General features: G+C 69.0%; 19 protein-coding genes, 1 rRNA gene, 3 pseudogenes, 1 riboswitch and 2 other annotated features. Of the genes and pseudogenes, 16 read left to right on the top strand and 7 right to left on the bottom strand.

The genetic code is table 11. The features are described 5' to 3' along the window. The first annotated feature begins 177 nt into the window (after positions 1 to 177). Positions 178 to 1,810, top strand: a sequence feature (23S ribosomal RNA rRNA prediction is too short). Position 1,811: 1 nt separating this feature from the next. Then, positions 1,812 to 2,679, top strand: a sequence feature (23S ribosomal RNA rRNA prediction is too short). 90 nt (positions 2,680 to 2,769) lie between these two features. The 11 genes from rrf to JS521_RS17835 all read left to right on the top strand — a co-directional run bounded on the left by rrf (position 2,770) and on the right by JS521_RS17835 (position 13,084). Further along, positions 2,770 to 2,886, top strand: a 5S ribosomal RNA gene (gene rrf / locus JS521_RS17885). A 164-nt stretch (positions 2,887 to 3,050) separates the two neighbouring features. Beyond that, positions 3,051 to 3,659, top strand: coding sequence for a cardiolipin synthase ClsA (clsA, locus tag JS521_RS17880; protein WP_205083969.1), 609 nt, complete (start codon positions 3,051 to 3,053; stop codon positions 3,657 to 3,659). A gap of 109 nt (positions 3,660 to 3,768) precedes the next feature. Then, on the top strand, positions 3,769 to 6,264 hold the full coding sequence (locus JS521_RS17875; RefSeq protein WP_205083968.1) for a mannose-1-phosphate guanyltransferase: 2,496 nt from the start codon (positions 3,769 to 3,771) through the stop codon (positions 6,262 to 6,264). Between the two features lie 98 nt (positions 6,265 to 6,362). After that, a complete protein-coding gene (locus JS521_RS17870; protein WP_205083967.1) occupies positions 6,363 to 7,277 on the top strand; it encodes a DUF881 domain-containing protein in 915 nt (304 codons plus the stop codon). Continuing rightward, on the top strand, positions 7,274 to 7,606 hold the full coding sequence (locus JS521_RS17865) for a small basic family protein (protein ID WP_003970459.1): 333 nt from the start codon (positions 7,274 to 7,276) through the stop codon (positions 7,604 to 7,606). Before JS521_RS17870 ends, JS521_RS17865 begins: the two co-directional genes overlap by 4 nt. A 20-nt stretch (positions 7,607 to 7,626) precedes the next feature. Next, complete coding sequence (locus tag JS521_RS17860) at positions 7,627 to 8,436, top strand: DUF881 domain-containing protein (protein ID WP_205083970.1); 810 nt, start codon at positions 7,627 to 7,629, stop codon at positions 8,434 to 8,436. A 190-nt stretch (positions 8,437 to 8,626) separates the two neighbouring features. Next, positions 8,627 to 9,406, top strand: coding sequence for an FHA domain-containing protein (locus JS521_RS17855; RefSeq protein WP_205083966.1), 780 nt, complete (start codon positions 8,627 to 8,629; stop codon positions 9,404 to 9,406). A gap of 41 nt (positions 9,407 to 9,447) precedes the next feature. After that, positions 9,448 to 10,191, top strand: coding sequence for a transcriptional regulator FtsR (gene ftsR / locus JS521_RS17850; protein ID WP_205083965.1), 744 nt, complete (start codon positions 9,448 to 9,450; stop codon positions 10,189 to 10,191). 53 nt (positions 10,192 to 10,244) lie between these two features. Then, positions 10,245 to 10,718: a bifunctional nuclease family protein gene (locus JS521_RS17845; protein ID WP_006123076.1), complete on the top strand. Its 474-nt coding sequence runs from the start codon at positions 10,245 to 10,247 to the stop codon at positions 10,716 to 10,718. 284 nt (positions 10,719 to 11,002) lie between these two features. Beyond that, the gene (locus tag JS521_RS17840; RefSeq protein WP_239487431.1) at positions 11,003 to 11,515 is read left to right on the top strand and encodes a MerR family transcriptional regulator; all 513 of its coding nucleotides are present in this window, start codon (positions 11,003 to 11,005) and stop codon (positions 11,513 to 11,515) included. A 111-nt stretch (positions 11,516 to 11,626) separates the two neighbouring features. Beyond that, complete coding sequence (locus tag JS521_RS17835) at positions 11,627 to 13,084, top strand: DNA polymerase IV (RefSeq protein WP_205083963.1); 1,458 nt, start codon at positions 11,627 to 11,629, stop codon at positions 13,082 to 13,084. On the opposite strand, the gene JS521_RS17830 is transcribed toward JS521_RS17835, so the two are convergent. Then, positions 13,006 to 13,377, bottom strand: coding sequence for a PRC-barrel domain-containing protein (locus JS521_RS17830; RefSeq protein WP_205083962.1), 372 nt, complete (start codon positions 13,375 to 13,377; stop codon positions 13,006 to 13,008). The two genes, JS521_RS17835 and JS521_RS17830, sit on opposite strands and share 79 nt — an antisense overlap. A 132-nt stretch (positions 13,378 to 13,509) precedes the next feature. Then, positions 13,510 to 13,607: riboswitch (glycine riboswitch) on the top strand. Between the two features lie 194 nt (positions 13,608 to 13,801). Between JS521_RS17830 and gcvP the strand changes: the two genes are divergently transcribed. Then, positions 13,802 to 16,687: an aminomethyl-transferring glycine dehydrogenase gene (gcvP, locus tag JS521_RS17825; protein WP_205083961.1), complete on the top strand. Its 2,886-nt coding sequence runs from the start codon at positions 13,802 to 13,804 to the stop codon at positions 16,685 to 16,687. A gap of 146 nt (positions 16,688 to 16,833) precedes the next feature. Here gcvP and JS521_RS17820 read toward each other — a convergent pair whose 3' ends face one another. Together JS521_RS17820 and JS521_RS17815 are read right to left on the bottom strand one after the other, a co-directional pair. Beyond that, positions 16,834 to 17,040 carry a DUF5999 family protein gene (locus JS521_RS17820; protein ID WP_205083960.1) on the bottom strand — a complete coding sequence of 69 codons (207 nt, stop codon included), beginning with the start codon at positions 17,038 to 17,040 and terminating at the stop codon, positions 16,834 to 16,836. Positions 17,041 to 17,367: 327 nt separating this feature from the next. Further along, positions 17,368 to 17,952 carry a hypothetical protein gene (locus JS521_RS17815; RefSeq protein WP_205083959.1) on the bottom strand — a complete coding sequence of 195 codons (585 nt, stop codon included), beginning with the start codon at positions 17,950 to 17,952 and terminating at the stop codon, positions 17,368 to 17,370. 484 nt (positions 17,953 to 18,436) lie between these two features. Between JS521_RS17815 and JS521_RS17810 the strand changes: the two genes are divergently transcribed. Next, positions 18,437 to 19,942 (top strand): glutamate-cysteine ligase family protein, encoded by a 1,506-nt coding sequence (locus JS521_RS17810; RefSeq protein WP_205083958.1) that lies wholly within the window; start codon positions 18,437 to 18,439, stop codon positions 19,940 to 19,942. Between the two features lie 116 nt (positions 19,943 to 20,058). On the opposite strand, the gene JS521_RS17805 is transcribed toward JS521_RS17810, so the two are convergent. After that, positions 20,059 to 21,852 (bottom strand): substrate-binding and VWA domain-containing protein, encoded by a 1,794-nt coding sequence (locus JS521_RS17805; RefSeq protein ID WP_205083957.1) that lies wholly within the window; start codon positions 21,850 to 21,852, stop codon positions 20,059 to 20,061. A 198-nt stretch (positions 21,853 to 22,050) separates the two neighbouring features. Here JS521_RS17805 and JS521_RS17800 point away from each other — a divergent pair, with 198 nt between their 5' ends. Further along, positions 22,051 to 22,830: a CPBP family intramembrane glutamic endopeptidase gene (locus tag JS521_RS17800; RefSeq protein WP_205083956.1), complete on the top strand. Its 780-nt coding sequence runs from the start codon at positions 22,051 to 22,053 to the stop codon at positions 22,828 to 22,830. A gap of 60 nt (positions 22,831 to 22,890) precedes the next feature. On the opposite strand, the gene JS521_RS17795 is transcribed toward JS521_RS17800, so the two are convergent. Next, positions 22,891 to 23,712: a PhzF family phenazine biosynthesis protein gene (locus JS521_RS17795; protein WP_205083955.1), complete on the bottom strand. Its 822-nt coding sequence runs from the start codon at positions 23,710 to 23,712 to the stop codon at positions 22,891 to 22,893. A gap of 512 nt (positions 23,713 to 24,224) precedes the next feature. On the opposite strand from JS521_RS17795, the pseudogene JS521_RS36705 reads away from it, so the two are divergent. Both JS521_RS36705 and JS521_RS17785 read left to right on the top strand, forming a co-directional pair. After that, positions 24,225 to 24,377, top strand: a pseudogene (locus tag JS521_RS36705) (DUF6400 family protein); the annotation flags it as partial. Beyond that, entirely contained in the window at positions 24,361 to 24,615 is a 255-nt protein-coding gene (locus tag JS521_RS17785; RefSeq protein WP_205083954.1) for an LSm family protein, read from the top strand. The pseudogene JS521_RS36705 and the gene JS521_RS17785, both read left to right, overlap by 17 nt. 11 nt (positions 24,616 to 24,626) lie before the next feature. Here the strand turns inward: JS521_RS17785 and JS521_RS37665 are convergent. Together JS521_RS37665 and JS521_RS17780 are read right to left on the bottom strand one after the other, a co-directional pair. Then, positions 24,627 to 24,725 (bottom strand): annotated as a pseudogene (locus JS521_RS37665) (DUF6400 family protein); the annotation flags it as partial. 236 nt (positions 24,726 to 24,961) lie between these two features. Continuing rightward, positions 24,962 to 26,203: pseudogene (locus JS521_RS17780) on the bottom strand (MFS transporter); the annotation flags it as partial. Positions 26,204 to 26,244 lie beyond the last annotated feature (41 nt).

The raw sequence follows: 26,244 nt of genomic DNA, 5'->3' as shown, positions 1-26,244 counted from the left end.
AACGGCTCGTTTGAGAGACACCCAAGTAGCACGGGGCCCGAGAAATCCCGTGTGAATCTGGCGGGACCACCCGCTAAGCCTAAATATTCCCTGGTGACCGATAGCGGATAGTACCGTGAGGGAATGGTGAAAAGTACCGCGGGAGCGGAGTGAAATAGTACCTGAAACCGTGTGCCTACAAGCCGTGGGAGCGTCGCACAGGGAACTTGTTCCTTGTGTCGTGACTGCGTGCCTTTTGAAGAATGAGCCTGCGAGTTAGCGGTGTGTAGCGAGGTTAACCCGTGTGGGGAAGCCGTAGCGAAAGCGAGTCCGAACAGGGCGTTTGAGTTGCACGCTCTAGACCCGAAGCGGAGTGATCTAGCCATGGGCAGGTTGAAGCGGAGGTAAGACTTCGTGGAGGACCGAACCCACCAGGGTTGAAAACCTGGGGGATGACCTGTGGTTAGGGGTGAAAGGCCAATCAAACTCCGTGATAGCTGGTTCTCCCCGAAATGCATTTAGGTGCAGCGTCGTGTGTTTCTTGCCGGAGGTAGAGCACTGGATAGGCGATGGGCCCTACCGGGTTACTGACCTTAGCCAAACTCCGAATGCCGGTAAGTGAGAGCGCGGCAGTGAGACTGTGGGGGATAAGCTCCATGGTCGAGAGGGAAACAGCCCAGAGCATCGACTAAGGCCCCTAAGCGTACGCTAAGTGGGAAAGGATGTGGAGTCGCAGAGACAACCAGGAGGTTGGCTTAGAAGCAGCCACCCTTGAAAGAGTGCGTAATAGCTCACTGGTCAAGTGATTCCGCGCCGACAATGTAGCGGGGCTCAAGCGTACCGCCGAAGTCGTGTCATTCATACACATATCCCCAACGGGAGTATGGATGGGTAGGGGAGCGTCGTGTGCCGGGTGAAGCAGCCGCGGAAGCGAGTTGTGGACGGTTCACGAGTGAGAATGCAGGCATGAGTAGCGATACACACGTGAGAAACGTGTGCGCCGATTGACTAAGGGTTCCTGGGTCAAGCTGATCTGCCCAGGGTAAGTCGGGACCTAAGGCGAGGCCGACAGGCGTAGTCGATGGACAACCGGTTGATATTCCGGTACCCGCTTTGAAACGCCCAGTACTGAATCAGGCGATGCTAAGTCCGTGAAGCCGGCCCGATCTCTTCGGAGTTGAGGGTAGTGGTGGAGCCGATGAACCAGACTTGTAGTAGGTAAGCGATGGGGTGACGCAGGAAGGTAGTCCAGCCCGGGCGGTGGTTGTCCCGGGGTAAGGGTGTAGGACGTTGTGCAGGTAAATCCGTGCAACACATAGTCTGAGACCTGATGCCGAGCCGATTGTGGTGAAGTGGATGATCCTATGCTGTCGAGAAAAGCCTCTAGCGAGTTTCATGGCGGCCCGTACCCTAAACCGACTCAGGTGGTCAGGTAGAGAATACCGAGGCGTTCGGGTGAACTATGGTTAAGGAACTCGGCAAAATGCCCCCGTAACTTCGGGAGAAGGGGGGCCATCACCGGTGATAGCACTTGCTGCTTGAGCTGGGGGTGGCCGCAGAGACCAGCGAGAAGCGACTGTTTACTAAAAACACAGGTCCGTGCGAAGCCGTAAGGCGATGTATACGGACTGACGCCTGCCCGGTGCTGGAACGTTAAGGGGACCGGTTAGCTGACTTTCGGGTCGGCGAAGCTGAGAACTTAAGCGCCAGTAAACGGCGGTGGTAACTATAACCATCCTAAGGTAGCGAAATTCCTTGTCGGGTAAGTTCCGACCTGCACGAATGGCGTAACGACTTCTCGACTGTCTCAACCATAGGCCCGGTGAAATTGCACTACGAGTAAAGATGCTCGTTTCGCGCAGCAGGACGGAAAGACCCCGGGACCTTTACTATAGTTTGATATTGGTGTTCGGTTCGGCTTGTGTAGGATAGGTGGGAGACTGTGAAGCGGCCACGCCAGTGGTTGTGGAGTCGTCGTTGAAATACCACTCTGGTCGTGCTGGATGTCTAACCTGGGTCCGTGATCCGGATCAGGGACAGTGTCTGATGGGTAGTTTAACTGGGGCGGTTGCCTCCTAAAGAGTAACGGAGGCGCCCAAAGGTTCCCTCAGCCTGGTTGGCAATCAGGTGTTGAGTGTAAGTGCACAAGGGAGCTTGACTGTGAGACCGACGGGTCGAGCAGGGACGAAAGTCGGGACTAGTGATCCGGCAGTGGCTTGTGGAAGCGCTGTCGCTCAACGGATAAAAGGTACCCCGGGGATAACAGGCTGATCTTCCCCAAGAGTCCATATCGACGGGATGGTTTGGCACCTCGATGTCGGCTCGTCGCATCCTGGGGCTGGAGTCGGTCCCAAGGGTTGGGCTGTTCGCCCATTAAAGCGGTACGCGAGCTGGGTTTAGAACGTCGTGAGACAGTTCGGTCCCTATCCGCTGTGCGCGTAGGAATATTGAGAAGGGCTGTCCCTAGTACGAGAGGACCGGGACGGACGAACCTCTGGTGTGCCAGTTGTCCTGCCAAGGGCATGGCTGGTTGGCTACGTTCGGAAAGGATAACCGCTGAAAGCATCTAAGCGGGAAGCCTGCTTCGAGATGAGTATTCCCACCAACTTGATTGGTTAAGGCTCCCAGTAGACGACTGGGTTGATAGGCCAGATGTGGAAGCCCGGTAACGGGTGGAGCTGACTGGTACTAATAGGCCGAGGGCTTGTCCTCAGTTGCTCGCGTCCACTGTGTTAGTTCTGAAATAACGAACAGCCGTGTAAACATCCGGTGTTCATAGTTTCATAGTGTTTCGGTGGTCATTGCGTTAGGGAAACGCCCGGTTACATTCCGAACCCGGAAGCTAAGCCTTTCAGCGCCGATGGTACTGCAGGGGGGACCCTGTGGGAGAGTAGGACGCCGCCGAACAACCTTTGTGGGAAAGCCCCGTACCCTTGTGGTGCGGGGCTTTCCTGCGTTCCAGACCTTTTGCGCGTCGTTCACCTGTCTCCCCACCCCCGTGCACCCGTCGGTGGAAGCTGAGGGTAGGGTCAGGGGGCATCATTGGCACGTTCTTCACAGGAGGCCCCCGGGTGGAGGTCCAGGAGACTCGGGTTCAGACGGACCGGGTCCTCACCATCCCCAACATCCTCAGCATGGCTCGCCTTGTCGGGGTACCGCTCTTCCTGTGGCTGATTCTCCGCCCCGTGTTCGGAGGGCCCAACAGCGACAGCTGGGCGCTGCTCATCCTGATGTTCAGCGGCATCAGTGACTACCTCGACGGGAAGCTCGCCCGCAAGTGGAACCAGATCAGCAGCCTCGGCCGGCTCCTGGACCCGGCGGCGGACCGCCTCTACATCCTTTCCACCCTGGTTGGCCTCACCTGGCGTGAGATTCTGCCCCTCTGGGTCACCGCGGCACTTCTCGCCCGGGAACTGATGCTTCTCGTGATGGTGGCCATCCTGCGCCGCCACGGCTATCCGCCCCCGCAGGTCAACTTCCTCGGGAAAGCTGCAACCTTCAACCTGATGTACGCGTTCCCCTTGTTGCTGCTCGGCGACGGGAGTGGTTGGCTGGCCACACTGGCCGCTGTTTTCGGATGGGCGTTCGCAGGTTGGGGTACAACCCTCTATTGGTGGGCAGGAATCTTGTACGTGGTTCAGGTCCGCCGGCTCGTGAAGGCGGACGCAGTAGCCGATTGAGCTCGTTGATGCGGTGCCGCGCAATGTGGCCGGCCCGCGGCAGATGCGAATGATGCCCCGACGGGCGAAGTCGGCTGACCGTCGTCTCTTGTAGGAGGACGTTTCCGACATGAAGGCCGTCGTGATGGCTGGCGGCGAAGGCACACGCCTTCGCCCCATGACCTCGAGCATGCCCAAGCCGCTCCTCCCCGTGGCCAACAGGCCGATCATGGAGCATGTCCTGCGGCTGCTCAAGCGGCATGGGCTCAGTGAAACCGTAGTGACCGTCCAGTTCCTCGCCTCCCTCGTCAAGAACTACTTCGGGGACGGCGAAGAGCTCGGGATGGAGCTCACCTATGCCAACGAGGAGAAGCCACTCGGCACCGCGGGCAGCGTGAAGAACGCCGAAGAGGCGTTGAAGGACGACACGTTCCTCGTCATTTCCGGTGACGCGCTCACCGACTTCGACCTCACCGACCTCATCGCGTTCCACAAGGAAAAGGGCGGCCTCGTCACGGTCTGCCTCACCCGGGTTCCCAATCCGCTGGAATTCGGCATCACCATCGTGGACGAAGAGGGCCAAGTCGAACGGTTCCTGGAGAAGCCGACCTGGGGACAGGTCTTCTCGGACACCGTGAACACGGGCATCTACGTCATGGAACCCGAGGTCTTCGACTACGTCCAGGCCGACACCTCGGTCGACTGGTCCGGTGACGTCTTCCCTCAGCTCATGAAGGAGGGCAAGCCCATCTACGGCTATATCGCCGAGGGCTACTGGGAGGATGTCGGCACCCACGAGAGCTATGTGAAAGCCCAGGCGGACGTTCTGGAGCGCAAGGTCGACGTGGAGCTCGACGGCTTCGAGATCTCCCCGGGTGTGTGGGTCGCCGAAGGGGCGGAGGTCCACCCCGACGCCGTGCTGCGCGGACCGCTGTACATCGGCGACTACGCCAAGGTCGAGGCGGACGTCGAGATCCGGGAACACACGGTCGTCGGGTCGAACGTGGTCGTGAAGACCGGCGCCTTCCTCCACAAGGCCGTGGTGCACGACAACGTCTACATCGGGCAGCACAGCAACCTCCGGGGCTGCGTGGTCGGCAAGAACACCGACATCATGCGTGCGGCCCGGATCGAGGACGGCGCCGTCATCGGTGACGAATGCCTGGTCGGCGAGGAGTCGATCATCCAGGGCAACGTGCGCGTGTACCCGTTCAAGACCATCGAGGCGGGCGCGTTCGTCAACACCTCGGTGATCTGGGAGTCCCGAGGACAGGCGCATCTCTTCGGAGCGCGCGGAGTCTCCGGAATCCTGAACGTCGAGATCACCCCCGAACTGGCCGTACGGCTGGCGGGCGCCTACGCCACGACCCTCAAGAAGGGCTCGACGGTCACCACAGCACGTGACCACTCCCGAGGTGCCCGCGCCCTGAAGCGGGCCGTCATCTCGGCGCTCCAGGCCAGCGCCATCGACGTACGCGACCTGGAGAACGTCCCCCTGCCCGTGGCACGCCAGCAGACCGCCCGGGGCAGCGCCGGCGGCATCATGATCCGTACGTCGCCCGGCGTGCCCGACTCCGTGGACATCATGTTCATCGACGAGCGGGGCGCGGACCTCTCGCAGGCGCAGCAGCGCAAGCTCGACCGGGTCTACGCACGCCAGGAGTACCGCCGTGCCTTCCCCGGCGAGATCGGGGACCTGCACTTCCCGTCCAGCGTGTTCGACTCGTACACCGGATCCCTCCTGCGGAACGTCGACGTCGACGGCATCGCCGAGTCCGGGCTCAAGGTCGTCGTCGACGCGTCCAACGGCAGCGCCGGGCTCGTCCTGCCCAGCCTGCTCGGGCGGCTCGGCGTGGACGCGCTGACCATCAACCCCGGGCTCGACGAGGCGCGGCCCACCGAGTCAGCCGACACCCGGCGGGCCGGCCTGGTGCGGCTCGGGGAGATCGTGTCCTCCGCCCGGGCGGCCTTCGGAGTGCGGTTCGACCCGGTGGGGGAGCGGCTCTCCCTCGTCGACGAACTGGGCCGGATCATCGAGGACGACCGGGCTCTGCTGGTCCTCCTCGATCTCGTCGCCGCCGAGCGGCGCAGCGGCCGGGTCGCCCTGCCCGTGACGACCACGCGCGTCGCCGAGCAGGTGGCGGCCTACCACGGCACCCAGGTGGAGTGGACGACCACCTCGCCCGACGACCTGACCCGGGTGGGCCGTGAAGAGGACACCATCTTCGGAGGAGACGGGCGCGGCGGGTTCATCGTTCCCGAATTCAGCAGCGTCTTCGACGGGACCGCCGCCTTCGTCCGCCTCATCGGGCTCGTCGCGCGCACCCAGCTCACCCTGAGCCAGATCGACGCCCGCATTCCCCGGGCGCACGTCCTGCGCCGGGACCTGGCGACGCCGTGGGCCGTCAAGGGGCTCGTCATGCGGCGGGTCGTCGAAGCGGCCGGCGACCGCCGGGTGGACACCACGGACGGGGTCCGCGTGGTCGAGGCGGACGGGCGGTGGATCATGGTCCTGCCCGACCGGGCGGAAGCCGTCACCCATCTGTGGGCGGAAGGCCCGGACGACGCCTCGGCTCAGGCGCTGCTCGACGAGTGGGCCGCCGTCGTGGACAGCGCGGGAGACTGACGCGCTGGACGGTGCGCCGCGACGCCCTGGGCAGGGGGTCTCGGCGCACCGGTGGGGCCATTCGGCGGCAGCCGTGATGACGTGCGACGATGTGCGGCATGTCGCAGCAGTCCCCCGATCGGAGCACCGCCCCGCCGTCCGCACGCCCCGACGCCTCCATGTCGCTGCTGAACAACGTGATGGACCACAGCCTCGACGACGGGTACGCGGAGGCCTCGGCGCGGCGCAAGGCCGACGGGAGCGCGGGGCTGCCCCGTACGCTCAAGTCGAAGCTCGGCCTGGCCGCCGGACTGGTGGTGGCCGCCCTCGTGGTCACCCTCGGTGCCGCCGAGGCGCGTATCTCCGCGCCGGTCGTCGCCAAGGAGCGCGAAGAGCTGATCGACCGCATCAACGCCGAGACAGAGGCCGCGGACACGCTGGAGTCGGATGTCGACAAGCTCCGCTTCGATGTGAGCGAACGTCAGCGCAAGGCCCTTGAGCAGCACGGCGGGGACCAGGGGCAGCTGGTGGCCCTCCTGGCCGGTGCGACTCCGGTCGAGGGCCCCGGTGTGAAGCTGATCGTCGACGACGCGAAGGACACCGCCCAGGGCGGGGACGGACCCCGTGAGTCCTCGGGCTTCGCCGACACCGGACGGGTACGCGACCGGGACATGCAGCGGGTCGTCAACGGCCTGTGGGAATCCGGCGCCGAGGCCATCGCCATCAATGGGCAAAGGTTGACGGCGCTGTCGGCCATCCGGGCCGCCGGCGACGCCATACTGGTCGACAACAGACCGCTCGTACCGCCGTACACGGTGCTCGCGGTGGGGGACGGGAAGAATCTCGCGACCGCGTTCCAGGACAGCGCCGACGGCCTGTACCTGCAGGCGCTCAAGGACAGCTTCGACATCCGCACCAGCATCTCCGAGCAGGCGAAGGTGCAGCTTCCGGCAGCGCCGAGCCTGATCGTCCGTACAGCAGAGCCGAAGGCCGCCGGCAGTGGTGCGGCAGAGACAGAGAAGGGCACATCGTGATCGCCGTACTGGGCCTCGTCGTGGGAGTCGTGGTCGGACTGTTGGTCCGGCCCGAGGTACCGGCGGTGGTCGAGCCCTACCTGCCGATCGCGGTGGTCGCCGCGCTCGACGCCGTGTTCGGCGGTCTGCGGGCCATGCTCGACGGCATCTTCGTCGACAAGGTCTTCGTGGTCTCCTTCCTCTCCAACGTCGTGGTGGCCGCGCTGATCGTCTTCCTCGGCGACAAACTGGGTGTCGGCGCTCAGCTCTCCACGGGTGTGGTGGTCGTGCTCGGCATCCGGATCTTCTCCAACGCCGCCGCGATCCGCCGGCACGTCTTCCGGGCGTGAGGCCGATGAATACCGAGCCGATGAACAACGACGAGAACCCCCGCGGCGAACAGCCGGAGGGTGGCGCGTCCGCCGCCCCGGACGCGTCCGCGACGCCGCCCGCCCAGGAAGTATCCGGCCGGCAGCGGCTCAAGGCGGGCCTGTGGCCGCCGCGGCTGAGCCGGGCCCAACTCATCGTCGCCGTGCTGCTGTTCGGGTTGGGTCTGGGGCTCGCCATCCAGGTGCGGTCCACCAGCGACGACAGTGCGCTGCGCGGGGCCCGGCAGGAGGACCTGGTCCGCATCCTCGACGAGGTCGACGACCGGACCCAGCGCCTGGAGGACGAGAAGCAGCGCCTGGACGATCAGCGCACCGAGCTGGAGAACAGCTCCGACCAGGCCGAGGAGGCGCGGAAACAGACGCTGGAGAAGGAACGCCAGCTCGGCATCCTCGCGGGCACCGTGGCGGCACAGGGCCCCGGCATCACCCTGACGATCACCGACCCCGCCCGTGCCGTCGCGCCCGACATGCTGCTCGACGCCATTCAGGAGCTGAGGGCGGCGGGGGCCGAGGCGATCGAGGTGAACGGCGTCCGGGTGGTGGCCAACACCTACTTCTCCGGGGACGCCGGGGACGTCCAGGTCGACGGCAAGAAGATCGAAGCGCCGTACGAGTTCACGGTGATCGGCAAGCCGCAGGATCTGGAGCCCGCCCTCAACATCCCCGGCGGTGTGGTCCAGACGCTGGAGAAGGAGCAGGCCACGGTGCTCGTGGAGCGGTCCGACGACATCGTCGTGGACGCCTTGCGACCGGCGCAGCGGCCTGACTACGCTCGGTCGTCGTCCCCGTGATCGGGGCGAGCGGGAGGGCCGGCCGACCGGGTCGGACGGTTGCGGGGGGTCGCCGCACCGGATTGGTGGTGCGTGGTGGAAACTGTCGGGTGGATACGGACGTTGTGAAGATGTCCGGGTCGGCAGGTGTGTTCATTCAGGGTTCGTCCTGCCCCACGGGCGGGTCTATGTCGGTCAAGGGGAATCGCCCGTGAAGTTGTTTGCGAAGTTGTTCGGGAAGAGTGCACGCGAGGACAGCAACAATGCTGCCCGCCACCGCGCGCCGCGCCACGGTCAGGGCGAGGAGCAGGAGGCGGAGCGTCCGCTCTTCCGCGACGAGGTGTCCGGCGCCCCGGGGGGTGACGGCGTGTCGTCTGTTGACCCTGCCGGTGCCGGGGCAATAGGTTTCGGCGCACCATCAGCCTCGAGTACGGGTGGAGGGTTCGCCCCGGAGGGCTCGTCGATGCCGGTCTGTACGAGGTGCGGTCACCGCAACGCGGAGGCCAGCAAGTTCTGCTCCAACTGCGGCGCGCCGCTGCGGGGCGGCGTTCCCGAGCGCCCCTCGGAGACGACGTCGACGATCTCCATCTCCGGTCTCGAGGCGTACGAGGCGGAGGCGACGGGCCAGACCGCTCTGCCCTCGCTCTCCCCCGAGGCCCAGGCCGCGGTCGACGCCCTGCCCGGGGGCTCGGCGTTGCTGGTCGTGCGGCGCGGTCCGAATTCCGGCAGCCGCTTCCTGCTCGACAGCGACCTGACCACGGCCGGCCGTCACCCGCAGAGCGACATCTTTCTCGATGACGTGACCGTGTCGCGGCGTCATGTGGAGTTCCGCAGGAGCCCGGACGGTAGCTTCACCGTGGGTGATGTCGGCAGCCTCAACGGCACCTACGTCAACCGTGAGCGCATCGATTCGGTCCCGCTGTCCAACGGCGACGAAGTCCAGATCGGAAAGTACCGCCTGGTCTTCTACGCGAGCCCGCGGGGCGTGTGACCAGCCCCGGACCTCGTCCGGGGGGATCCCCAGGAAGGCCCATGCTGCGAACACCGACAGGCGGTGCCGGACACGGCACCGCCACCGCGGAAGCGCGCCCGATGAGCATCGGAACGGTGCTCATCCAGCTGCGCGAGGAGTTTCCCGAAGTCACCATCTCCAAGATCCGGTTCCTGGAGGCCGAGGGGCTCATCGAGCCGCAGCGCACTCCTTCCGGATACCGGAAGTTCGCCCCGCGTGATGTGGAGCGCCTGGCGCAGGTGCTCCGCATGCAGCGGGACCACTACCTGCCGCTGAAGGTCATCCGGGAGCACCTGGACGCGCTGGCCCGGGGGGAGCAGCCCGTCCTGCCCTCGCCCGGTGAGCGGCGGGACCTCGCCGACGGGGTGTGGGAGACCGGCCCCGGCGCGGCGACCGCCGCCCGGATCGGGCGGGCCGAGCTGCTCGCGGCCGCCGAGGTCGACGAGGAGCGGCTGACCGAGTGGGAGTCCTACGGGCTCATCGTCCCCTCCCCGGACGGCGGCTACGACGCCGAGATGGTGACCGTCGCCAAGCTGGTGGCGGATCTGGGGCGTTTCGGTCTGGAACCACGTCACCTTCGGGCCATGCGGGCATCGGCGGACCGGGAGGCGGGCCTGGTGGAGCAGCTGGTCGCACCCCTGCGCCGGCACCGTAATCCGCAGACCAGAGCGCATGCCGAGGCCACCGCGAACGAGCTCGCCGAGCTGTCCGTACGGCTGCACGCGGCCCTCGTGCAGAGCGCTCTGCGCAGCCGTCTGCACTGACCTCGGCGGAGCCCGACTACCCAAACATGGCGAGCACGTCCTAGGGTTGCTGTGTGAACGAGCTCGACGTTGTCGGTGTCCGGGTGGAAATGCCCTCCAACCAACCGATCGTTCTCCTGCGTGAAGTGGGAGGCGACCGGTACCTCCCCATTTGGATCGGTCCTGGCGAGGCGACCGCGATTGCCTTCGCCCAGCAGGGCATGGCTCCCGCCAGGCCGCTGACCCATGACCTGTTCAAGGATGTGCTCGAGGCCGTGGGCCAGGAGCTCACCGAGGTCCGCATCACGGACCTGCGCGAAGGGGTCTTCTACGCGGAGCTCGTCTTCGCCAGCGGAGTCGAGGTGAGCGCCCGGCCCTCCGACGCCATAGCGCTCGCCCTGCGGACCGGCACGCCGATCTACGGCAGTGACGGCGTGCTGGACGACGCGGGCATCGCGATCCCCGACGAGCAGGAGGACGAGGTGGAGAAGTTCCGCGAATTCCTCGACCAGATCTCTCCGGAGGACTTCGGTACGAACAGCCAGTGACCGTCCCGCAAGGGGGTGCCGTCAGCGCATCCGACAAGCCTTTCCCGGAAACGAGACACGGGAAACCACCCTCAGGGTGATTATCACTCGGCGTGCCGAGTGTGGCGATCGTTGACGCACCCCGAGTGACTGCCTACCTTCGAGTGGGCAGGTCAAGGACGGAGGTCGGCGTGAGAAGCAGCGGCGACGGAGCGGCGGCGGGTGGGCCGTATCCGCAGCACGGCAGTGGAGCCGACCACGCCGTCAGGCAGCCGGTTCAACCGGCAGCTATGGCAGGGGGCGGCATGGCAGCGGCGAGCGATGCAGGGGACATCGGCTATCGCGGACCGACAGCGTGCGCGGCGGCGGGGATCACCTACCGCCAGTTGGACTACTGGGCACGGACGGGACTGGTCGAGCCCAGCGTGCGCCCGGCCTACGGGTCGGGAACCCAGCGCCTCTACAGTTTCCGGGACGTGGTCCTCCTCAAGATCGTCAAGCGGTTCCTGGACACCGGGGTCGCGCTCCAGAACATCCGCACCACGGTCCAGCATCTGCGGGACCGCGGTTTCCAGGACCTCGAACGCATGACGCTGATGAGCGACGGGGCCTCGGTCTACGAGTGCTCCTCGCCCGACGAGGTCGTCAGTCTGCTCCAGGGCGGGCAGGGCGTCTTCGGGATCGCGGTCGGCGTCGTCTGGCGGGATGTGGACGCGGCGCTCTCGCAGTTGCACGGCGAGCGGGTCGACACCGGCGAGACGCTCGTCGGCCACAACCCCGCCGACGAGCTGGCCCGGCGGCGTAACCGCGCGGGCTGAGCACCCCGGGCGAGCGGCCCGACGCGACAGTACGACGGACACGGGACGGTCCGGTGCCCCACGGGGTGCCGGACCGTCCCGTTGTCAGTGCCGTAGGGCAGCATCGACGGTGTGAGACCCGCGCCCACCATCCTTCACCTGGACATGGACGCCTTCTACGCGTCGGCGGAGCAGGCGTCCAAGCCGAGTCTGCGCGGCAAGGCGGTCGTGGTGGGCGGCCTCGGCCCGCGTGGAGTGGTCGCCACCGCCTCGTACGAGGCCCGGAAGCTGGGCGTGCACTCGGCGATGCCCACCGCGCAGGCCCGGCGGCTCGCACCGAACGCGGCCTACCTGGTTCCCCGCTTCTCGCTCTACCGGACGGTGAGCGACCAGGTGATGGAGCTGCTGGGGCGGCTGTCTCCGCTGGTGGAGCCGCTCAGCCTGGACGAGGCCTTCGTGGACCTGGAGGCCGGCGGGACGGCGGACGACTCGGCCTCGGCCCGCGCGACGGGCGAAGGGCTGCGGGCGGCCATCCGGGCGGTGACCGGCCTCAGCGGATCCGTCGGACTGGCCGGTTCCAAGATGCTCGCCAAGATCGCCTCCGAGGAGGCCAAGCCCGACGGGCTGTTCGTCATCGAGCCGGGCACCGAACGCGAGCTGCTCGCCCCCATGTCCGTCCGCATCCTGCCGGGGGTCGGTCCCGCCACCGGCGACCACCTCAGACGTGCCGGGATGACCACCGTCCACGACCTGGCCGAGGCGGGCGAGGCGGAGCTCGTACGGCTGGTCGGCAAGGCCCACGGCCACGGGCTCTACCGGATGGCGCTGGGGCTCGACGACCGGCCGGTGGTCGCAGAGCGGGACGCCAAGTCCGTATCTGTGGAGGACACCTTCGACGTGGACCTGCACGACCGGGTGCGGGTGCGCGCCGAGGTCGAGCGGCTGGCCGTGCGGTGCGTGGAGCGGCTGCGCGGCGCCGACCGGTCGGGCCGCACGGTGGTGCTGAAGGTGCGCCGCTACGACTTCTCCACGCTGACCCGCTCCGAGACGCTCAGAGGCCCCACGGACGACCCCACCGTGGTCCGCGAGGCGGCAGGGCGGCTGCTGGAGTCCGTCGACACCACGGGCGGCGTACGGCTGCTCGGGGTCGGCGTCACGGGTCTCGCCGACTACACGCAGGAGGACCTGTTCGCCCAGGCCGCCGACGCCCGGGAGCTGGCACAGCGCGCCCAGGAGCACCGGGCGCCGGTGGAGGAGGACGGCGGGGAGGAAGCCGCCCCGGAGCCCGACGCGGCCACCGCTGAGCTGCTCGCCGCGCGGCGCTGGCCCGCCGGTCACGATGTGCGCCACGAGGAGCACGGGCACGGCTGGGTGCAGGGGAGCGGCATCGGCCGGGTCACCGTCCGGTTCGAGGAACCGTGGAGCGCGCCCGGCCGGGTCCTCACGTTCCGGATCGACGATCCGCTGCTGCTCCCCGCCGAGCCGCTGCCGCTCGTCCGCGAGGCGCCCGACTACTCCTCCTGGCCCGCCAGCCTGCCGAAGTCCCGGTCGGACGCGGAGTCCTCCGGAGGCGGGGCGTCCAGCCCGTAATGCCGGTACAGCTGCAGCTCCTGCTCGGGCGAGAGGTGCCGGCCGACGCCGAAGTCCGGTGCGCCCTTGATCAACGCCCGGTCGAAGGGGACGCGCAGCGTGTCCTCGACGAACTCGCTGGGCTCCAGCGGGACGAAGGCGTCCCTGCTGAACAGGCCGGTGCGTACGGCCGCCCACTCGGGCACACCCGTCGCGTCGTCGAGATAGACCTCATCCACCGTTCCGATCTTGGCGCCCTTGCGATCGAAGGCCTTGCGGCCGATCAGGCGGCGCGGATCGATATCCGTCTGCACGGTGCCTCCCACTGGTCGCGGCTGCTCAGGGTGGTTCCCGTCGCCCCACCAGCACCACAGAAGTGCAGATCCGTGGTGTCGGCCACTCGAGAGCTCCGGCGCGGTGGCCGCTGGTAGGCTGGCAGTGGCTGCTGACCCCGTGCGGGAGAGTCCTCCGGTGCAGAATCCGGAGGCGCCGAAGGAGCAACTCCTCCCCGGAATCTCTCAGGCCCCCGTACCGCACGGACGAGGTCACTCTGGAAAGCAGGGCGGATCCGTGCGGGCGCAGGCCCGGATGGACCCTGACCCTCACCGACGGTGAAAGTCGGCACGCCCCCGGGCGCGCCGGTGAAGCTCTCAGGTTGAGATGACAGAGGGGGAGGCCGTTCGGGCACCCGCGCCGTGGTGCCCCTCGCAGGTCGTGACAGACCAGGAGGCCTCCACCATGACCCCCCGTCGCACTCCGCTCTCCCAGCTGGAGCAGGGCATTCCGTTCGAGCAGCGCCACATAGGGCCCGACGCCGGGGCCCAGGCGAAGATGCTCGCCCAGGTCGGCTACGGCTCCCTCGACGAGCTGACCGCCGCCGCGGTGCCCGATGTGATCAAGAGCGCGGAGGCCCTGAATCTTCCTTCGGCGCGCACCGAGGCCGAGGTCCTGGCCGAGCTTCGCTCGCTGGCCGACCGCAACCAGGTGCTGGCTCCGATGATCGGCCTCGGCTACTACGGCACCTTCACGCCGCCCGTCATCCTGCGCAACGTCATGGAGAACCCCGCGTGGTACACGGCCTACACGCCGTACCAGCCGGAGATCTCCCAGGGCCGGCTCGAAGCCCTCCTGAACTTCCAGACGATGGTCGCCGAGCTGACCGGGCTGCCCACCTCCGGCGCCTCCCTGCTCGACGAGGGCACCGCGGCCGCCGAGGCGATGGCCCTCGCCCGGCGCGTCGGCAAGGTGAAGAAGGGCGTCTTCCTGGTCGACGCCGACACCCTGCCCCAGACCGTCGCGGTCATCGAGACCCGCGCCGAGCCGACCGGCGTCGAGGTCGTCGTCGCCGACCTGAGCGAGGGCATCCCCGCCGAGATCGCCGAGCGCGGCGTCTTCGGCGTCCTGCTCCAGTACCCGGGCGCCTCCGGTGCCGTGCGCGCCATCGAGCCCGTCATCGAGCAGGCCCACGAGCTGGGCGCGATCGTCACCGTCGCCGCCGACCTGCTGGCCCTCACGCTGCTCACCTCGCCCGGCGCGCTCGGCGCCGACATCGCGGTCGGCACGACCCAGCGCTTCGGTGTCCCGATGGGCTTCGGCGGCCCGCACGCCGGCTTCATGGCGGTCCGCGAGAAGTTCGCCCGCTCCCTGCCCGGCCGCCTCGTCGGCGTCTCCGTCGACGCGGACGGCAACAAGGCCTACCGCCTGGCCCTCCAGACCCGCGAGCAGCACATCCGCCGCGAGAAGGCCACCAGCAACATCTGTACCGCGCAGGTCCTCCTCGCCGTCATGGCCGGGATGTACGCGGTCTACCACGGCCCCGAGGGGCTGCGGACGATCGCCCGCCGCACCCACCGCTACGCCGCGATCCTCGCCGACGGTCTCCGTAACGCCGGGGCCGACGTCGTGCACGGCGCGTTCTTCGACACCCTGACCGTGCGCGTGCCCGGCAAGGCCGTGGACATCGTCGCGGACGCCCGCGAGCGCGGGGTCAACCTCCGCCTCGTCGACGCCGACCACGTCTCCGTCGCCTGCGACGAGACCACCACCCGCTCCCAGATCTCCGCCGTCTGGGCGGCCTTCGGCGCAGAGGGCGACATCGAGGCGCTGGACGGCACGGTCGCCGACGCGCTGCCCGAGGCGCTGCTGCGCTCCGACGACATCCTGACCCACCCGGTCTTCCACCAGCACCGCTCCGAGACCGCGATGCTGCGCTACCTGCGCAAGCTCGCCGACCGCGACTACGCGCTGGACCGCGGCATGATCCCGCTCGGCTCCTGCACCATGAAGCTGAACGCGACGGCCGAGATGGAGTCGATCACCTGGCCCGAGTTCGGCGCGCTGCACCCCTTCGCCCCGGCCGAGCAGGCGCAGGGCTTCCTCACCCTCATCCGCGAGCTGGAGGAGCGCCTCGCCGAGGTCACCGGCTACGACGCGGTGTCCATCCAGCCGAACGCCGGCTCCCAGGGCGAGTTCGCGGGTCTGCTGGCCGTCCGCGCGTACCACCGGGCCAACGGCGACGAGCAGCGCACCGTCTGCCTCATCCCGTCCTCCGCGCACGGCACCAACGCCGCCAGCGCCGTCATGGCGGGCATGAAGGTCGTCGTGGTGAAGACCGCCGACGACGGCGAGGTCGACATCGCGGACCTGCGAGCCAAGATCGAGCAGCACCGCGACGAGCTGGCCGTGCTCATGATCACCTACCCGTCCACGCACGGGGTGTTCGAGGAGCACGTCGCCGACATCTGCGGCGAGGTGCACGACGCGGGCGGCCAGGTCTACGTCGACGGCGCCAACCTCAACGCGCTGGTCGGGCTCGCCAAGCCCGGCAAGTTCGGCGGAGACGTCTCGCACCTCAACCTGCACAAGACCTTCTGCATCCCGCACGGCGGCGGCGGCCCCGGCGTCGGCCCGGTCGGTGTCCGCGCGCACCTCGCCCCGTACCTCCCCAACCACCCCCTCCAGCCCGCCGCGGGCCCGGAGACCGGTGTGGGCCCGATCTCGGCCGCCCCGTGGGGCTCCGCGGGGATTCTGCCGATCTCGTGGGCGTACGTCCGCCTGATGGGCGGCGAGGGCCTCAAGCGGGCCACGCAGGTCGCCGTGCTGGCCGCGAACTACATCGCCAAGCGGCTGGAGCCGCACTTCCCGATCCTCTACAACGGCCCGGCCGGACTGGTCGCCCACGAGTGCATCGTGGACCTGCGCCCGATCTCCAAGGCGACCGGCGTCTCCATCGACGACGTGGCCAAGCGCCTGATCGACTACGGCTTCCACTCGCCGACCATGTCGTTCCCGGTGGCCGGCACGCTGATGATCGAGCCGACCGAGAGCGAGGATCTCGCGGAGCTCGACCGGTTCTGCGACACCATGATCGCGATCCGCGCCGAGATCGAGAAGGTCGCGTCGGGGGAGTGGAGCAAGGACGACAACCCGCTCGCCAACGCCCCGCACACCGCCGCCGCGCTCGGTGGCGACTGGAACCACGGCTACAGCCGCGAGGAGGCCGTCTTCCCGGCCGGAGTGTCCGCCGCGGACAAGTACTGGCCGCCGGTCCGCCGGATCGACGGGGCATTCGGCGACCGGAACCTGGTCTGCTCCTGCCCGCCGCTGGACGCGTACGACGACTGAGACAGCCTGTCGCAGTGCGTGTGCCGTGAGCGGCGTGCGCCGGACATGCGTCGGGGCCGGTGCGGAGATCTCTCCGGGCCGGCCCCTTTTTCGTACGACTTCTCCCGTACGACTTCTCCCGTACGGCTTCTTCCGTGCGGCCGCTCTCAGGCGGCCTTCACCACGCGTCCGGCTGCCAGCGGCCGGTGCGGGGCGATGATCTGCCCGTCGGGCAGCAGTTCGCCGGTGTCCTCGAAGAGCAGGACGCCGTTGCACAGGAGGCTCCAACCCTGTTCGGGGTGGTGGGCGCTCAGGCGGGCGGCCTCCCGGTCGGGTGAATCGGCGGTGGGGCAGGTTGGCTGGTGCTGGCACATGGATGGGTTCTTTCGCTGCGTCGAGTCGAATGTCGTGCGGCTGGATGAGGTGTTCATGGCCGCCCCCGTATCAGTCGGTCCGGTCCCAGTGTTGCCCTACGGGGAAGATTCCGCAGGGATTTCGCTGCAGCACCCGTACTCCTCCCATGACGCATCACCCGCGCGGACGGTTCACCGCAACTGCACTGTCCCTTTGGGTGGTTCGGGGTGGCCGGATGGGGCTAGTCCGAGTGGGCGTCACAGCGCCCCCGCGGCAACCCCTCGCGCCGGCCCGGTGCGCGGGCGGTTCGGGGTCGCCACGGGGGCGCTGTGCCGGGGCGGCGGCGGTCAGGCCGAGCTGAGGAGCGGCCCGGGGGCCACGCGCAGCGAGATGACGGGCAGCAGATCGGCGACCCGGTGGGGTCTATGGGCGGCGATGCCCGGCGGGGCCGGCGCCAGGGGCACCAGGACGTCCGTCGGCGCGAGCACCCCGTCGGCGGGATCGGCCTCGGTGTCGCCGTGCAGCCAGAGGGTGAGCATGTACAGCTCCGGGATGGACAGAAGCCGCGCCTGGCAGACGGTGGCCGACGCCTCCGCCTGCCGGACGGCCAGCTCCGTCGAGGCGAGGTAGGGCCCCTCGAAGAAGTGCGAGAACGTCCAGCCGTCCGGGGTGAGCACGGTGTCCGCCGCGGCGACCGCGCGGCCCTCGCTCCGGATCAGGAAACGCCAGGCCGCGAGGCGTGTCAGCGGCGCTTCCCCGGTGGGAGCGATCCGGTCCAGCACATGCACGGGAAGCGGCAGTTCGGGGCTCAGCGGTCCCTGGACGGACCGGAGGGCGGAGGTTCGGGCTTCGCGGACGGCGGTGGGAGAACCGATCGCCGCGAGAACGCTGCGCAGGGCGGGCGCGGGAGCCGAGGGGACATGCAGCGGCATGGTGGGTCGCCTCTCACTTCGGAGACACGGTGGAGCTTGGGCGGGTGCAGACGGCGCTGTCGGCGTGCGGGCCAGAGGAGGCCGGTGACGGGCGAGTCGTATCAACTCTCTGCCTCGTTGAGCGGAGTTTATATGACGCGTGTTCACACAGTGTTTCCGCTAGCAGGCGGGGATATGTCGCACAAGGCGCCATCCGGCCTTCGAATCGCGGTATTCCTGCTGATTTGATCTGCCCCGGTCGGTGTCGACCTGGCACCCTTCCGGTGGCACGGACGGCCGAAACTCGTCGGCGTTTCCACCACGCATGCACCGGCCGAAAATGCCCCGTGCCGCATGCCGTGCGAATGTGCCTCCGGTCTCCTTCAACCAGACTATCGGGTATCGGAGGCCCGTGGGGGCGTTACGGATCACTTCCACTGGGCACTATCGAACGTGATGCGAGCGGCCTGGGCCGCGGGCCGCCCACTGGAGGAAGGACCCCTCGATGGGGGAGAAGGTCGTGGCGGGAGCCTTTGACCTGTCCGATCGACAGGCGTACCGCACGAAGCTCAACCGGTGTCTGGAGGGGTTGGGCAGACTGCTGGAGGAGCGGAGGTTCGACCGGCCGCGGAACCTGATGGGGCTGGAGATAGAGCTGAATCTCGCGGGCTCCGACGGGATGCCCCGGATGATGAATCAGCAAGTGCTCCAGCGCATCGCGAGCCGGGATTTCCAGACCGAACTGGGGATGTTCAATCTCGAAGTCAATATCGTTCCGCACCGCCTCGGCGGACGCGTATTCGATCAGCTCTCGGAGGAGTTGCGGACCGGCCTCGCCTATGCGCACCGCAAGGCGGGGGAGGTGGACGCGGGGATCGTGATGATCGGAATCCTGCCCACCCTGGGGGAGCACGACGTAGTGTCCGCGAATCTCTCGGACGTGGACCGCTACACCCTGCTCAACGACCAAATGGCGGCCGCCCGGGGGGAGGATTTCACCCTGGATATCGAAGGCGTCGAGCGGTTGGTCTGCACCTCGCCCTCGATCGCCCCGGAATCGGCCTGCACCTCGGTGCAGCTTCATCTCCAGGTGACGCCGGGGCGGTTCGCCGACGTCTGGAACGCCGCCCAGGCGATCACCGGCGTCCAGATCGCGCTGGGCGCCAACGCCCCCTTCCTGTTCGGCAAGGAGCTGTGGCGCGAATCCCGGCCGCCGCTGTTCCAGCAGGCCACCGACGTACGGCCGCCGGAGCTGGTGAACCAGGGGGTGCGTCCCAGGACCTGGTTCGGGGAGCGCTGGATCGGCTCCGCGCACGAGCTGTTCGAGGAGAACCTGCGCTACTTCCCGCCGCTGCTGCCGATCTGCGACGACGAGGACCCGCTGGAGGTGCTGGACGAGGGCGGGGTGCCCGAGCTGGGCGAACTGGTCCTGCACAACGGCACCGTCTACCGCTGGAACCGCCCGGTGTACGGGATCGCCGACGGCGTTCCCCATCTGCGGGTGGAGAACCGCGTCCTGCCCGCCGGGCCGACGGTCACCGATGTGATCGCCAACGCCGCCTTCTACTACGGGCTCGTGCGGGCGCTCGCCGAGGAGTCCCGGCCGGTGTGGAGCCGGCTGCCGTTCGAGGCCGCCGAGGAGAATTTCACCGAGGCCTGCCGGCACGGCATCGAGGCCGAGATGCTCTGGCCCCGGTCCGGCCGCTCCGGTGGACTGGCCAGGATCCCCGCCGTACAGCTGGTGCTGGAGGAACTGCTGCCGCTGGCCGCCGCCGGGCTGGACGCCTGGCACATCGAGCCCGCGGACCGGGACCACTATCTCGGCGTGATCGAGGAGCGCTGCAAGCGGCGCGTCAACGGGGCCTCCTGGCAGGTGGCCACGTACGACCGGGCCCTGGAGGCCGGGCTCGGACGGGAGGCGGCGCTCGCGGCGATGACGCGGCGCTACGCCGAGCTGATGCACGCCGGGGAGCCGGTGCACACCTGGCCGGTGGGCTTCCCGGCGCCCTGAGGCGCGCACGTACGGGGGGAGTGACGGGACCGGGTCGCGGGCCCGTCACCCCGGTGCCGCGCCGTGCGGTGCGGTGCGGCACCGTGCGGTGCCGTGGGGTACGTCGGTCCGGCCCGTCACTCCTGGGCGGCGCGGCCGTTCTGGCCCGCCGCCATGATGGCCTGGAGGATCACCGCCTGGATCTCCGCCGGGTCGCTCACCTCGTAGCCGTCGCCGCCGGTGACCCGGGCGATCTCGGCGACCTCGTCGCGGTCCGCGTCCGGGCCCACCGCGACCGCGATGACCGGGACGGGGCGCTCCGGGTCGACGAGCTCCTTCAGCTCCGCGACGAGCCCGCTGCGCGAGATGCCGTCCGTGTCCTGGTTGGAGCCGTCGGTGAGGATCACCAGGGCGTTGAACTTCCCCTTCACAAACGTCGACCGGGCCTCCCTGTACGAGGCCAGCGTCGTGTCGTACAGCCCCGTCGCACCACCCGGTACCGGCTGGAGTGCCGCGAAGGCCGCCGTGAGCTTCTCCCGGTGGGTGCCGCCGCCCTCGGCCTGATCGCCGAGCCGCTTCGTCTCCATGAGCCGCCGGTAGTCCTTCTCGCCGTCCAGCGTGGTGGCGAACTCCCACAGCCCGATCTCGTCGTCCGGGGTGAACTGGCCCAGCGCCTGGATCAGCGACTCCTTGGTGACGTCCATCCGGGACTGGTTCCGGCCCGGCACGAGGGTCGCCATGGAGCCGGAGGCGTCGACCACCGTGGTCAGCCGGGCGCTCTGCACGGTGATCGTCCACATCCCGAGCGTCTCCCGCAACGCCTCCGCCGAGGGAGCCTCCGCGGCCGGTCCGGCGTACGGCTGGGGCTTTCTGCCGCCGGCTGCCGCGACGAGGGAGTCCTTCGCGCTGCCGTCGCCGGCCCGGAAGCCGTGCTCGGCGAACGTGGCCTGAGCCTCCCGGTCGCCCAGCAGGTTCATGAAGCGCAGGGCCGCGCGGGACTCCGCGGTGCTCAGCCGCGCCTCGTTCACCAGGGTGTACGGGTAGTCCAGCAGCGGGGTGCCGTCCTCGGGGTAGAAGAGGTCCAGCTTGCCGGCGCCGGTCGCCTCCGCGTTGTGCGCGAAAGCGGCCTGCTCGGAGATCAGGACCGCCTGGTTGCGCTTCGGATTGCCCTCCTCGGCCCCGGACGTGCTCCGCGCCAGGGTCTCCAGCACCTGGGCGTCGCCGTCCGACATCCGCTCGGCGAGCACCTTCGCGGTCTGGGCGACCCGGGTGTCGCTGTCCCCGCCCTGCCGCGCGGACGAGGCGCCGATGCCGGAGAGCGCCAGCAGCCCGGTGGCGCTGCGCGCCGGGTCCGCCGCGCCGAGCCGCACCCGGTCCGAACCTAGGGTTCCGGCGACCAGCTCGGCCCAGGTGTACGTCTTCTTGGGCCAGCCCAGCGACCGTGAGGCGGACGGCACCATCGCCAGGGCCACCGGGGAGGACGCCACCGAATCGGACGGGGAGACGGGAACGCCCTCGCCCAGCCCCTTGGCCCGCTCCAGCCACAGGTCGGAGTCCGGCAGCCAGACCTGGAAGCCGGGTTCCGCGTCGTTCGCCGCGAGGGCCGCGGCGACCTTGTGCGAGTCGCGGGCCAGCACCTCCACCGCGAGGCAGTGGCCGTCGGCCTTCACCTCGGCCGCGCGTGCCTGCTCGGCCACGGAGCGTACGGCGGGGGCGATGTCCGGGGACGCGACGACGGACAGGTGCACGGCGGAGTCCTCGCAGGACTCGGAGAACGACAACAGGCCGCCCTTGGCCGCTACCGCCGTCCCCGTCGCCACGGCGAGGACGAGCAGGGTGGCGATGACGACCGTACGACGCCGGCGCCGGGCGCTCGGGTGGTCCCGGCGTCCCCCCGCCGCGTGGCCGTCGGGCAAGCTATGACGTCCCATGTCGGTGGTACCCCTCCTTGAGGATGAAGCAAGGAAAAGAAACAAGGAAAAGGGGGCCCCGACCATCAGCGATGGTGGTCGTCCCCCGGCCTGTCACGCATGATCTTCGTACCTGTATTCGAGACCCTAGCGGGATGGTCGGTGGGATGAGACGCGATTGCAGAACAAAAGGCAGGTGTACAGGTGGAGGCCGGGCGCGTGGCTGATTCTTTTCCTCAAGAGGCCGTGTCACGAAGGATCTTGCGGTCCGAGGTGGTGCTGGTCCTGGCGCTCTCCCTGGGCGCCAGCGCGGTGTCGGCCCTCATCAGTTTTGTTGGATCCCTGACCAAACCGGGAGGATTGAAGGACCAGGCGGCGACACTCAACGGCTCGTACGCTCCCGGCCGTCCATGGCTTGATCTGGCCTGGCAAATGTTCGGGATCGCAACGGCTCTGGTGCCGGTCGCGCTGGTCGCGCATCTGCTGATCCGGGAGGGAGCGGGCCTGCGGGCCATCGGCTTCGACCGGACGAAGCCCGGGTTCGACCTCGGCCGGGGAACCCTGGTCGCGGCCGGCATCGGCAGCGCCGGCCTCGCCTTCTACCTCGTGGCGCGAGCCACCGGGTTCAACCTGACGGTCGTGCCCGAATCCCTGCCCGAGGTCTGGTGGAAGTTCCCCGTACTGATCCTCTCGGCGATCCAGAACTCCGTGGTGGAGGAGGTCATCGTCGTCGGGTATCTGCTGCGCAGGCTCGGGCAGTTGGGCTGGACGCCGATGGCCGCCCTGGTGGCCAGCTCCGTACTGCGCGGGTCGTACCACCTCTACCAGGGGATCGGCGGCTTCATCGGCAACCTGGTCATGGGCGTCGTCTTCGTGCTGCTCTACCGGCGCTGGGGCCGGGTGGGCCCGCTGGTCGTCGCGCACGCGCTCCTGGACATCGGGGCGTTCGTCGGATACGCCCTGCTCGCGGGGCGGGTGGACTGGCTGCCGACGCCTTAGGTGTATTGACCCGCGTCAACAACCCTGCGGGTCAATACACCTAGGAGCCTGCTCCGGGGTTCACAAGGTGGTGAGCAGTTCGCCGTCGATCACCGTCACCGCGCTGCCGGTCAGCAGGGTGCGCCCGCCGCGCAGCGCGGTGCGCACCAGGCCGGAGCGGGCGGACGCCTGGAGGCCGGTCAGGTCGTCGCGGCCGAGGCGGGCCGACCAGAAGGGGGCCAGCGCGGTATGGGCGCTGCCGGTGACCGGGTCCTCGTCGATGCCGACGCCCGGGAAGAAGCCGCGCGAGACGTAGTCGTACCCCCGGGCGGGGTCCTCGGCCGCGGCGGTGGCGATGACGCCGCGCCGGGAGTGGGCCACCAGCGCGGCGAAGTCCGGGGCCAGTGCCCGTACGGTCGCCTCGTCGCGGAGTTCGACGAGCAGGTCGCCGATGTGCTCGCCGGTGTCGTGCACCGATACGGGGTCCGCCCCGAGGGCGTCGGCGAGACCGTACGGCACCGGCTCCTCGGCCAGCGGGGCGGTGGGGAAGTCGAGGGTGAGGGAGCCGTCCGGGTGGGCGGTGGAGGTGAGGATCCCGCAGCGCGCGGTGAAGCGTACGGTGCCGGTGGCCCGCCCCGTGGTGTGCAGGACGTGGGCGGTGGCGAGCGTCGCGTGCCCGCACATGTCCACCTCGGTGGCCGGGGTGAACCAGCGCAGCGCCCAGTCGGCCGTGCCGCCCGGCGGCAGCGGGTGCGCGAAGGCCGTCTCGGAGAGATTGACCTCGGCGGCGATCTCCGAGAGGCGTTCGGCGGCCGGGAACGCGTCGCCCTCCAGGAGGAGCACGCCGGCGGGGTTTCCGGAGAAGGGGCGGTCGGTGAACGCGTCGACGATACGAATCCTCATGCCGCGACCGTAGAGCGCCCGCGCGGAGACGGGCCAAGGCCAATTCCGGGTGTCTGGCCCCTGCCCGCCCGCCCGCGCCCGCGGGGATCCGTCGCTCACCGATGACTCCCCGGGCCCGGGAGCGTCACCAGGAGGAGAGAACGTACGCACTCGCCATCGGAGGGCGTACGCACCCCGGAGCAGGAGGGAGTGGCATGCGCACCCTTGCGATCACCCAGAACATCACCGTCGACGGCTCGGTCGAAATGATCACGGACTGGTTCGATCCCCAGGGCCAGGCGGGCGAGGACATGAGCGACGTGCTGGAGGAGAGCCATCGCCAGGACGAGCGTGCCGACGCGCTGCTCCTCGGGCGGCGGACGTTCGAGGACTTCCGCGGCTACTGGCCGCTGCAGACCGATGACCCCACGGGTATCACCGCCTACCTCGACCGGGTGGCCAAGTACGTGGTTTCCGGCACCCTCACCGACCCCGGGTGGCAGAACTCGACGGTGCTGAACGGCGATCCCGTCGACTGGGATCCGGTGGCCGCCCTCCGCAGCGAGAACGAGGCCTACGCCCTGCTCTGCTCGGGGCTGGACGCCGATCAGCAGCGCACCTACGACCGGCTGGTGGCCGCCGGTGTCCTGCCGGACGAGGACCGGGGCCGTGCGGCTGCCCGTTGATCCGCAGGCGGGCATCGCCCGCCTGGCCTGGGTGGCCTGCCCCGCCTGCGACGCCCCCCGCCACTGCGCGACCTGCGCGGACCGCCGCACATGCGGCGCGCACTGGCGCTATCTGATCTCCAGCAACGGTCCGGTCCTGCACCTCCAGTGCCCCGGCTGCACGCACACCTGGTCGCTCGACGCCCGGCCAGGGCGTACGCCGGTCGAGCTCAGGCCGGGGCGTACCGCTGGAGGGTGATCCCGCTGCGCGGGCCCCAGCCCGGCGACGACCTCGGCCCGTCGCCGGGCTTCCTCGAAGGTCAGGTCGATGGTGAAGGGGGTGAGCTCGGTTGCCCTGCCCTGGTTCATGGCCGCTCTTCCGGTGCGGGGCGTGAAACCTCACCATCCGTACCGGCCCTCTGTGACGCCGGGGAAGGGTGACCTGAGTCGCCCGGTGGGGCTTCGGCCTCGCCGTCCCGGGGCTGCGTCCTCTGACAGGCGGGCGAGGACGGGCGGTTGTCCGTACGGGGGTGCTCACGGCGGTCCGGTTCGCGCGCGGCCCTGTGGCGCACGTCATGTCGCGGGCCACCGTCCCAGGCGGGCGAGCGTCCCAGGCGGGCGAGCGGGGAGGCGGCCATGACGGCGGGGGACAGCATCATGCCCGCGGCCGTCACCAGGAGGGCGGCGCGCAGAGCCCACTCCTGCGCGAGGAGGCCGCCGAGCAGCGAGCCGAGCGGGGTGAGACCCATCCCGACGAAGGTGATCGTCGCGGCCGCACGTCCCTGCATCCCGTCCGGTGTGACGGCCTGCCGCACCGACATGAGCGTGACGTTCACCAACTGGCTGAAGGTCCCGAAGACGAAGTTGACGGCGAGGAGCACGAGGACCGTCGCGGCCGAGGAGCCGTGCAGGGCCGGCACGCACAGCAGCGCCCCGTTGCCGAGCGCCGCCGCCGAGAGGAGCACCCGGCCGTGGCCGAACCGGCCCGGCAGCCGTGCGGCCAGGACGGAGCCCAGCAGTGCGCCCGGCCCGGTCGCCGCGAGGGCGAGGCCGATGGTGGCGCCCGTCAGATGCAGTTCGCGCGGGAGGAAGAGCAGGTAGACGGTCATCGTGGCCGCGAAGAAGAGCTGGAAGGCGGCCGAGGCGAGGCACACGGCCCGCAGCCAGGGGTTTCCGGCCACGAAGCGAAGGCCCTCGTGGATCCGGTGCCGGACCCCGGCGGCTCGTTCCGGGTGCTCCCCGGCACGTGCCACGCGCTCGGGTGCGGCCTCGGACCGGCGGATCCGCCGCAGGGACATGAACGACACCGCGAAGAACAGCGCGCCGGAGGCGGTGGCGACCGGCGCCGACAGCAGCGACACCAGCGCTCCGCCGAGCGCGGGACCGCCGATCTGCGCCGCGGACCGGCTGCCTTCCAGCGCGCTGTTGCCCTGGACGAGCTGGTCGCGCCGCACCATCCGTACGAGGGAGGCCTGATACGCCACGTCGAAGAGGACGGACAGGGCTCCGACGGTGAACGCGACCACGAACAGCGCCGGCAGGCCGAGCAGCCCGAAAAGTCCGGCCACGGCGGCCGCGCCCAGGGCGACGGCACGGGCGGCGTCGGTGAGCACCATCACCGTGCGGGCACGCCACCGGTCCACCCACGCACCGGCGAGGAGCGCGAGCAGCAGGATCGGCGCCTGCCCCACCGCGCGGAGAGCGCCCAACTGCCCCGCGCCCGCGTCGAGCGTCAGGACGGCGAGGAGCGGCAGCACGACGAGCGTCGTGTGTTCGCCGAGCTGGGAGGCCGTCTGCCCGGCCCAGAGCCGGCGGAAGTCGCCGTCCCGCCACAGGCGCGTCGGCACGGAGGAAGGAGAGGGAGGAGGAGAGGCGGGGGAGGCGGGGG

The organism is Streptomyces durocortorensis (assembly GCF_016901035.1).
GTDB lineage: Bacteria > Actinomycetota > Actinomycetes > Streptomycetales > Streptomycetaceae > Streptomyces > Streptomyces durocortorensis.
This window is presented reverse-complemented; position numbering and strand designations above follow the sequence as displayed.

Excerpts from the sequence above, each read along its gene's own strand:
- JS521_RS17875 (WP_205083968.1), top strand. The coding sequence starts at position 3,769 with ATGAAGGCCGTCGTGATGGCTGGCGGCGAAGGCACACGCCTTCGCCCC.
- JS521_RS17870 (WP_205083967.1), top strand. The coding sequence starts at position 6,363 with ATGTCGCAGCAGTCCCCCGATCGGAGCACCGCCCCGCCGTCCGCACGC.
- JS521_RS17860 (WP_205083970.1), top strand. The coding sequence starts at position 7,627 with ATGAACAACGACGAGAACCCCCGCGGCGAACAGCCGGAGGGTGGCGCG.
- ftsR (WP_205083965.1), top strand. The coding sequence starts at position 9,448 with ATGCTGCGAACACCGACAGGCGGTGCCGGACACGGCACCGCCACCGCG.
- JS521_RS17840 (WP_239487431.1), top strand. The coding sequence starts at position 11,003 with ATGGCAGCGGCGAGCGATGCAGGGGACATCGGCTATCGCGGACCGACA.
- gcvP (WP_205083961.1), top strand. The coding sequence starts at position 13,802 with ATGACCCCCCGTCGCACTCCGCTCTCCCAGCTGGAGCAGGGCATTCCG.
- JS521_RS17820 (WP_205083960.1), bottom strand. The coding sequence starts at position 17,040 with ATGTGCCAGCACCAGCCAACCTGCCCCACCGCCGATTCACCCGACCGG.
- JS521_RS17815 (WP_205083959.1), bottom strand. The coding sequence starts at position 17,952 with ATGCCGCTGCATGTCCCCTCGGCTCCCGCGCCCGCCCTGCGCAGCGTT.
- JS521_RS17810 (WP_205083958.1), top strand. The coding sequence starts at position 18,437 with ATGGGGGAGAAGGTCGTGGCGGGAGCCTTTGACCTGTCCGATCGACAG.
- JS521_RS17805 (WP_205083957.1), bottom strand. The coding sequence starts at position 21,852 with ATGGGACGTCATAGCTTGCCCGACGGCCACGCGGCGGGGGGACGCCGG.
- JS521_RS17795 (WP_205083955.1), bottom strand. The coding sequence starts at position 23,712 with ATGAGGATTCGTATCGTCGACGCGTTCACCGACCGCCCCTTCTCCGGA.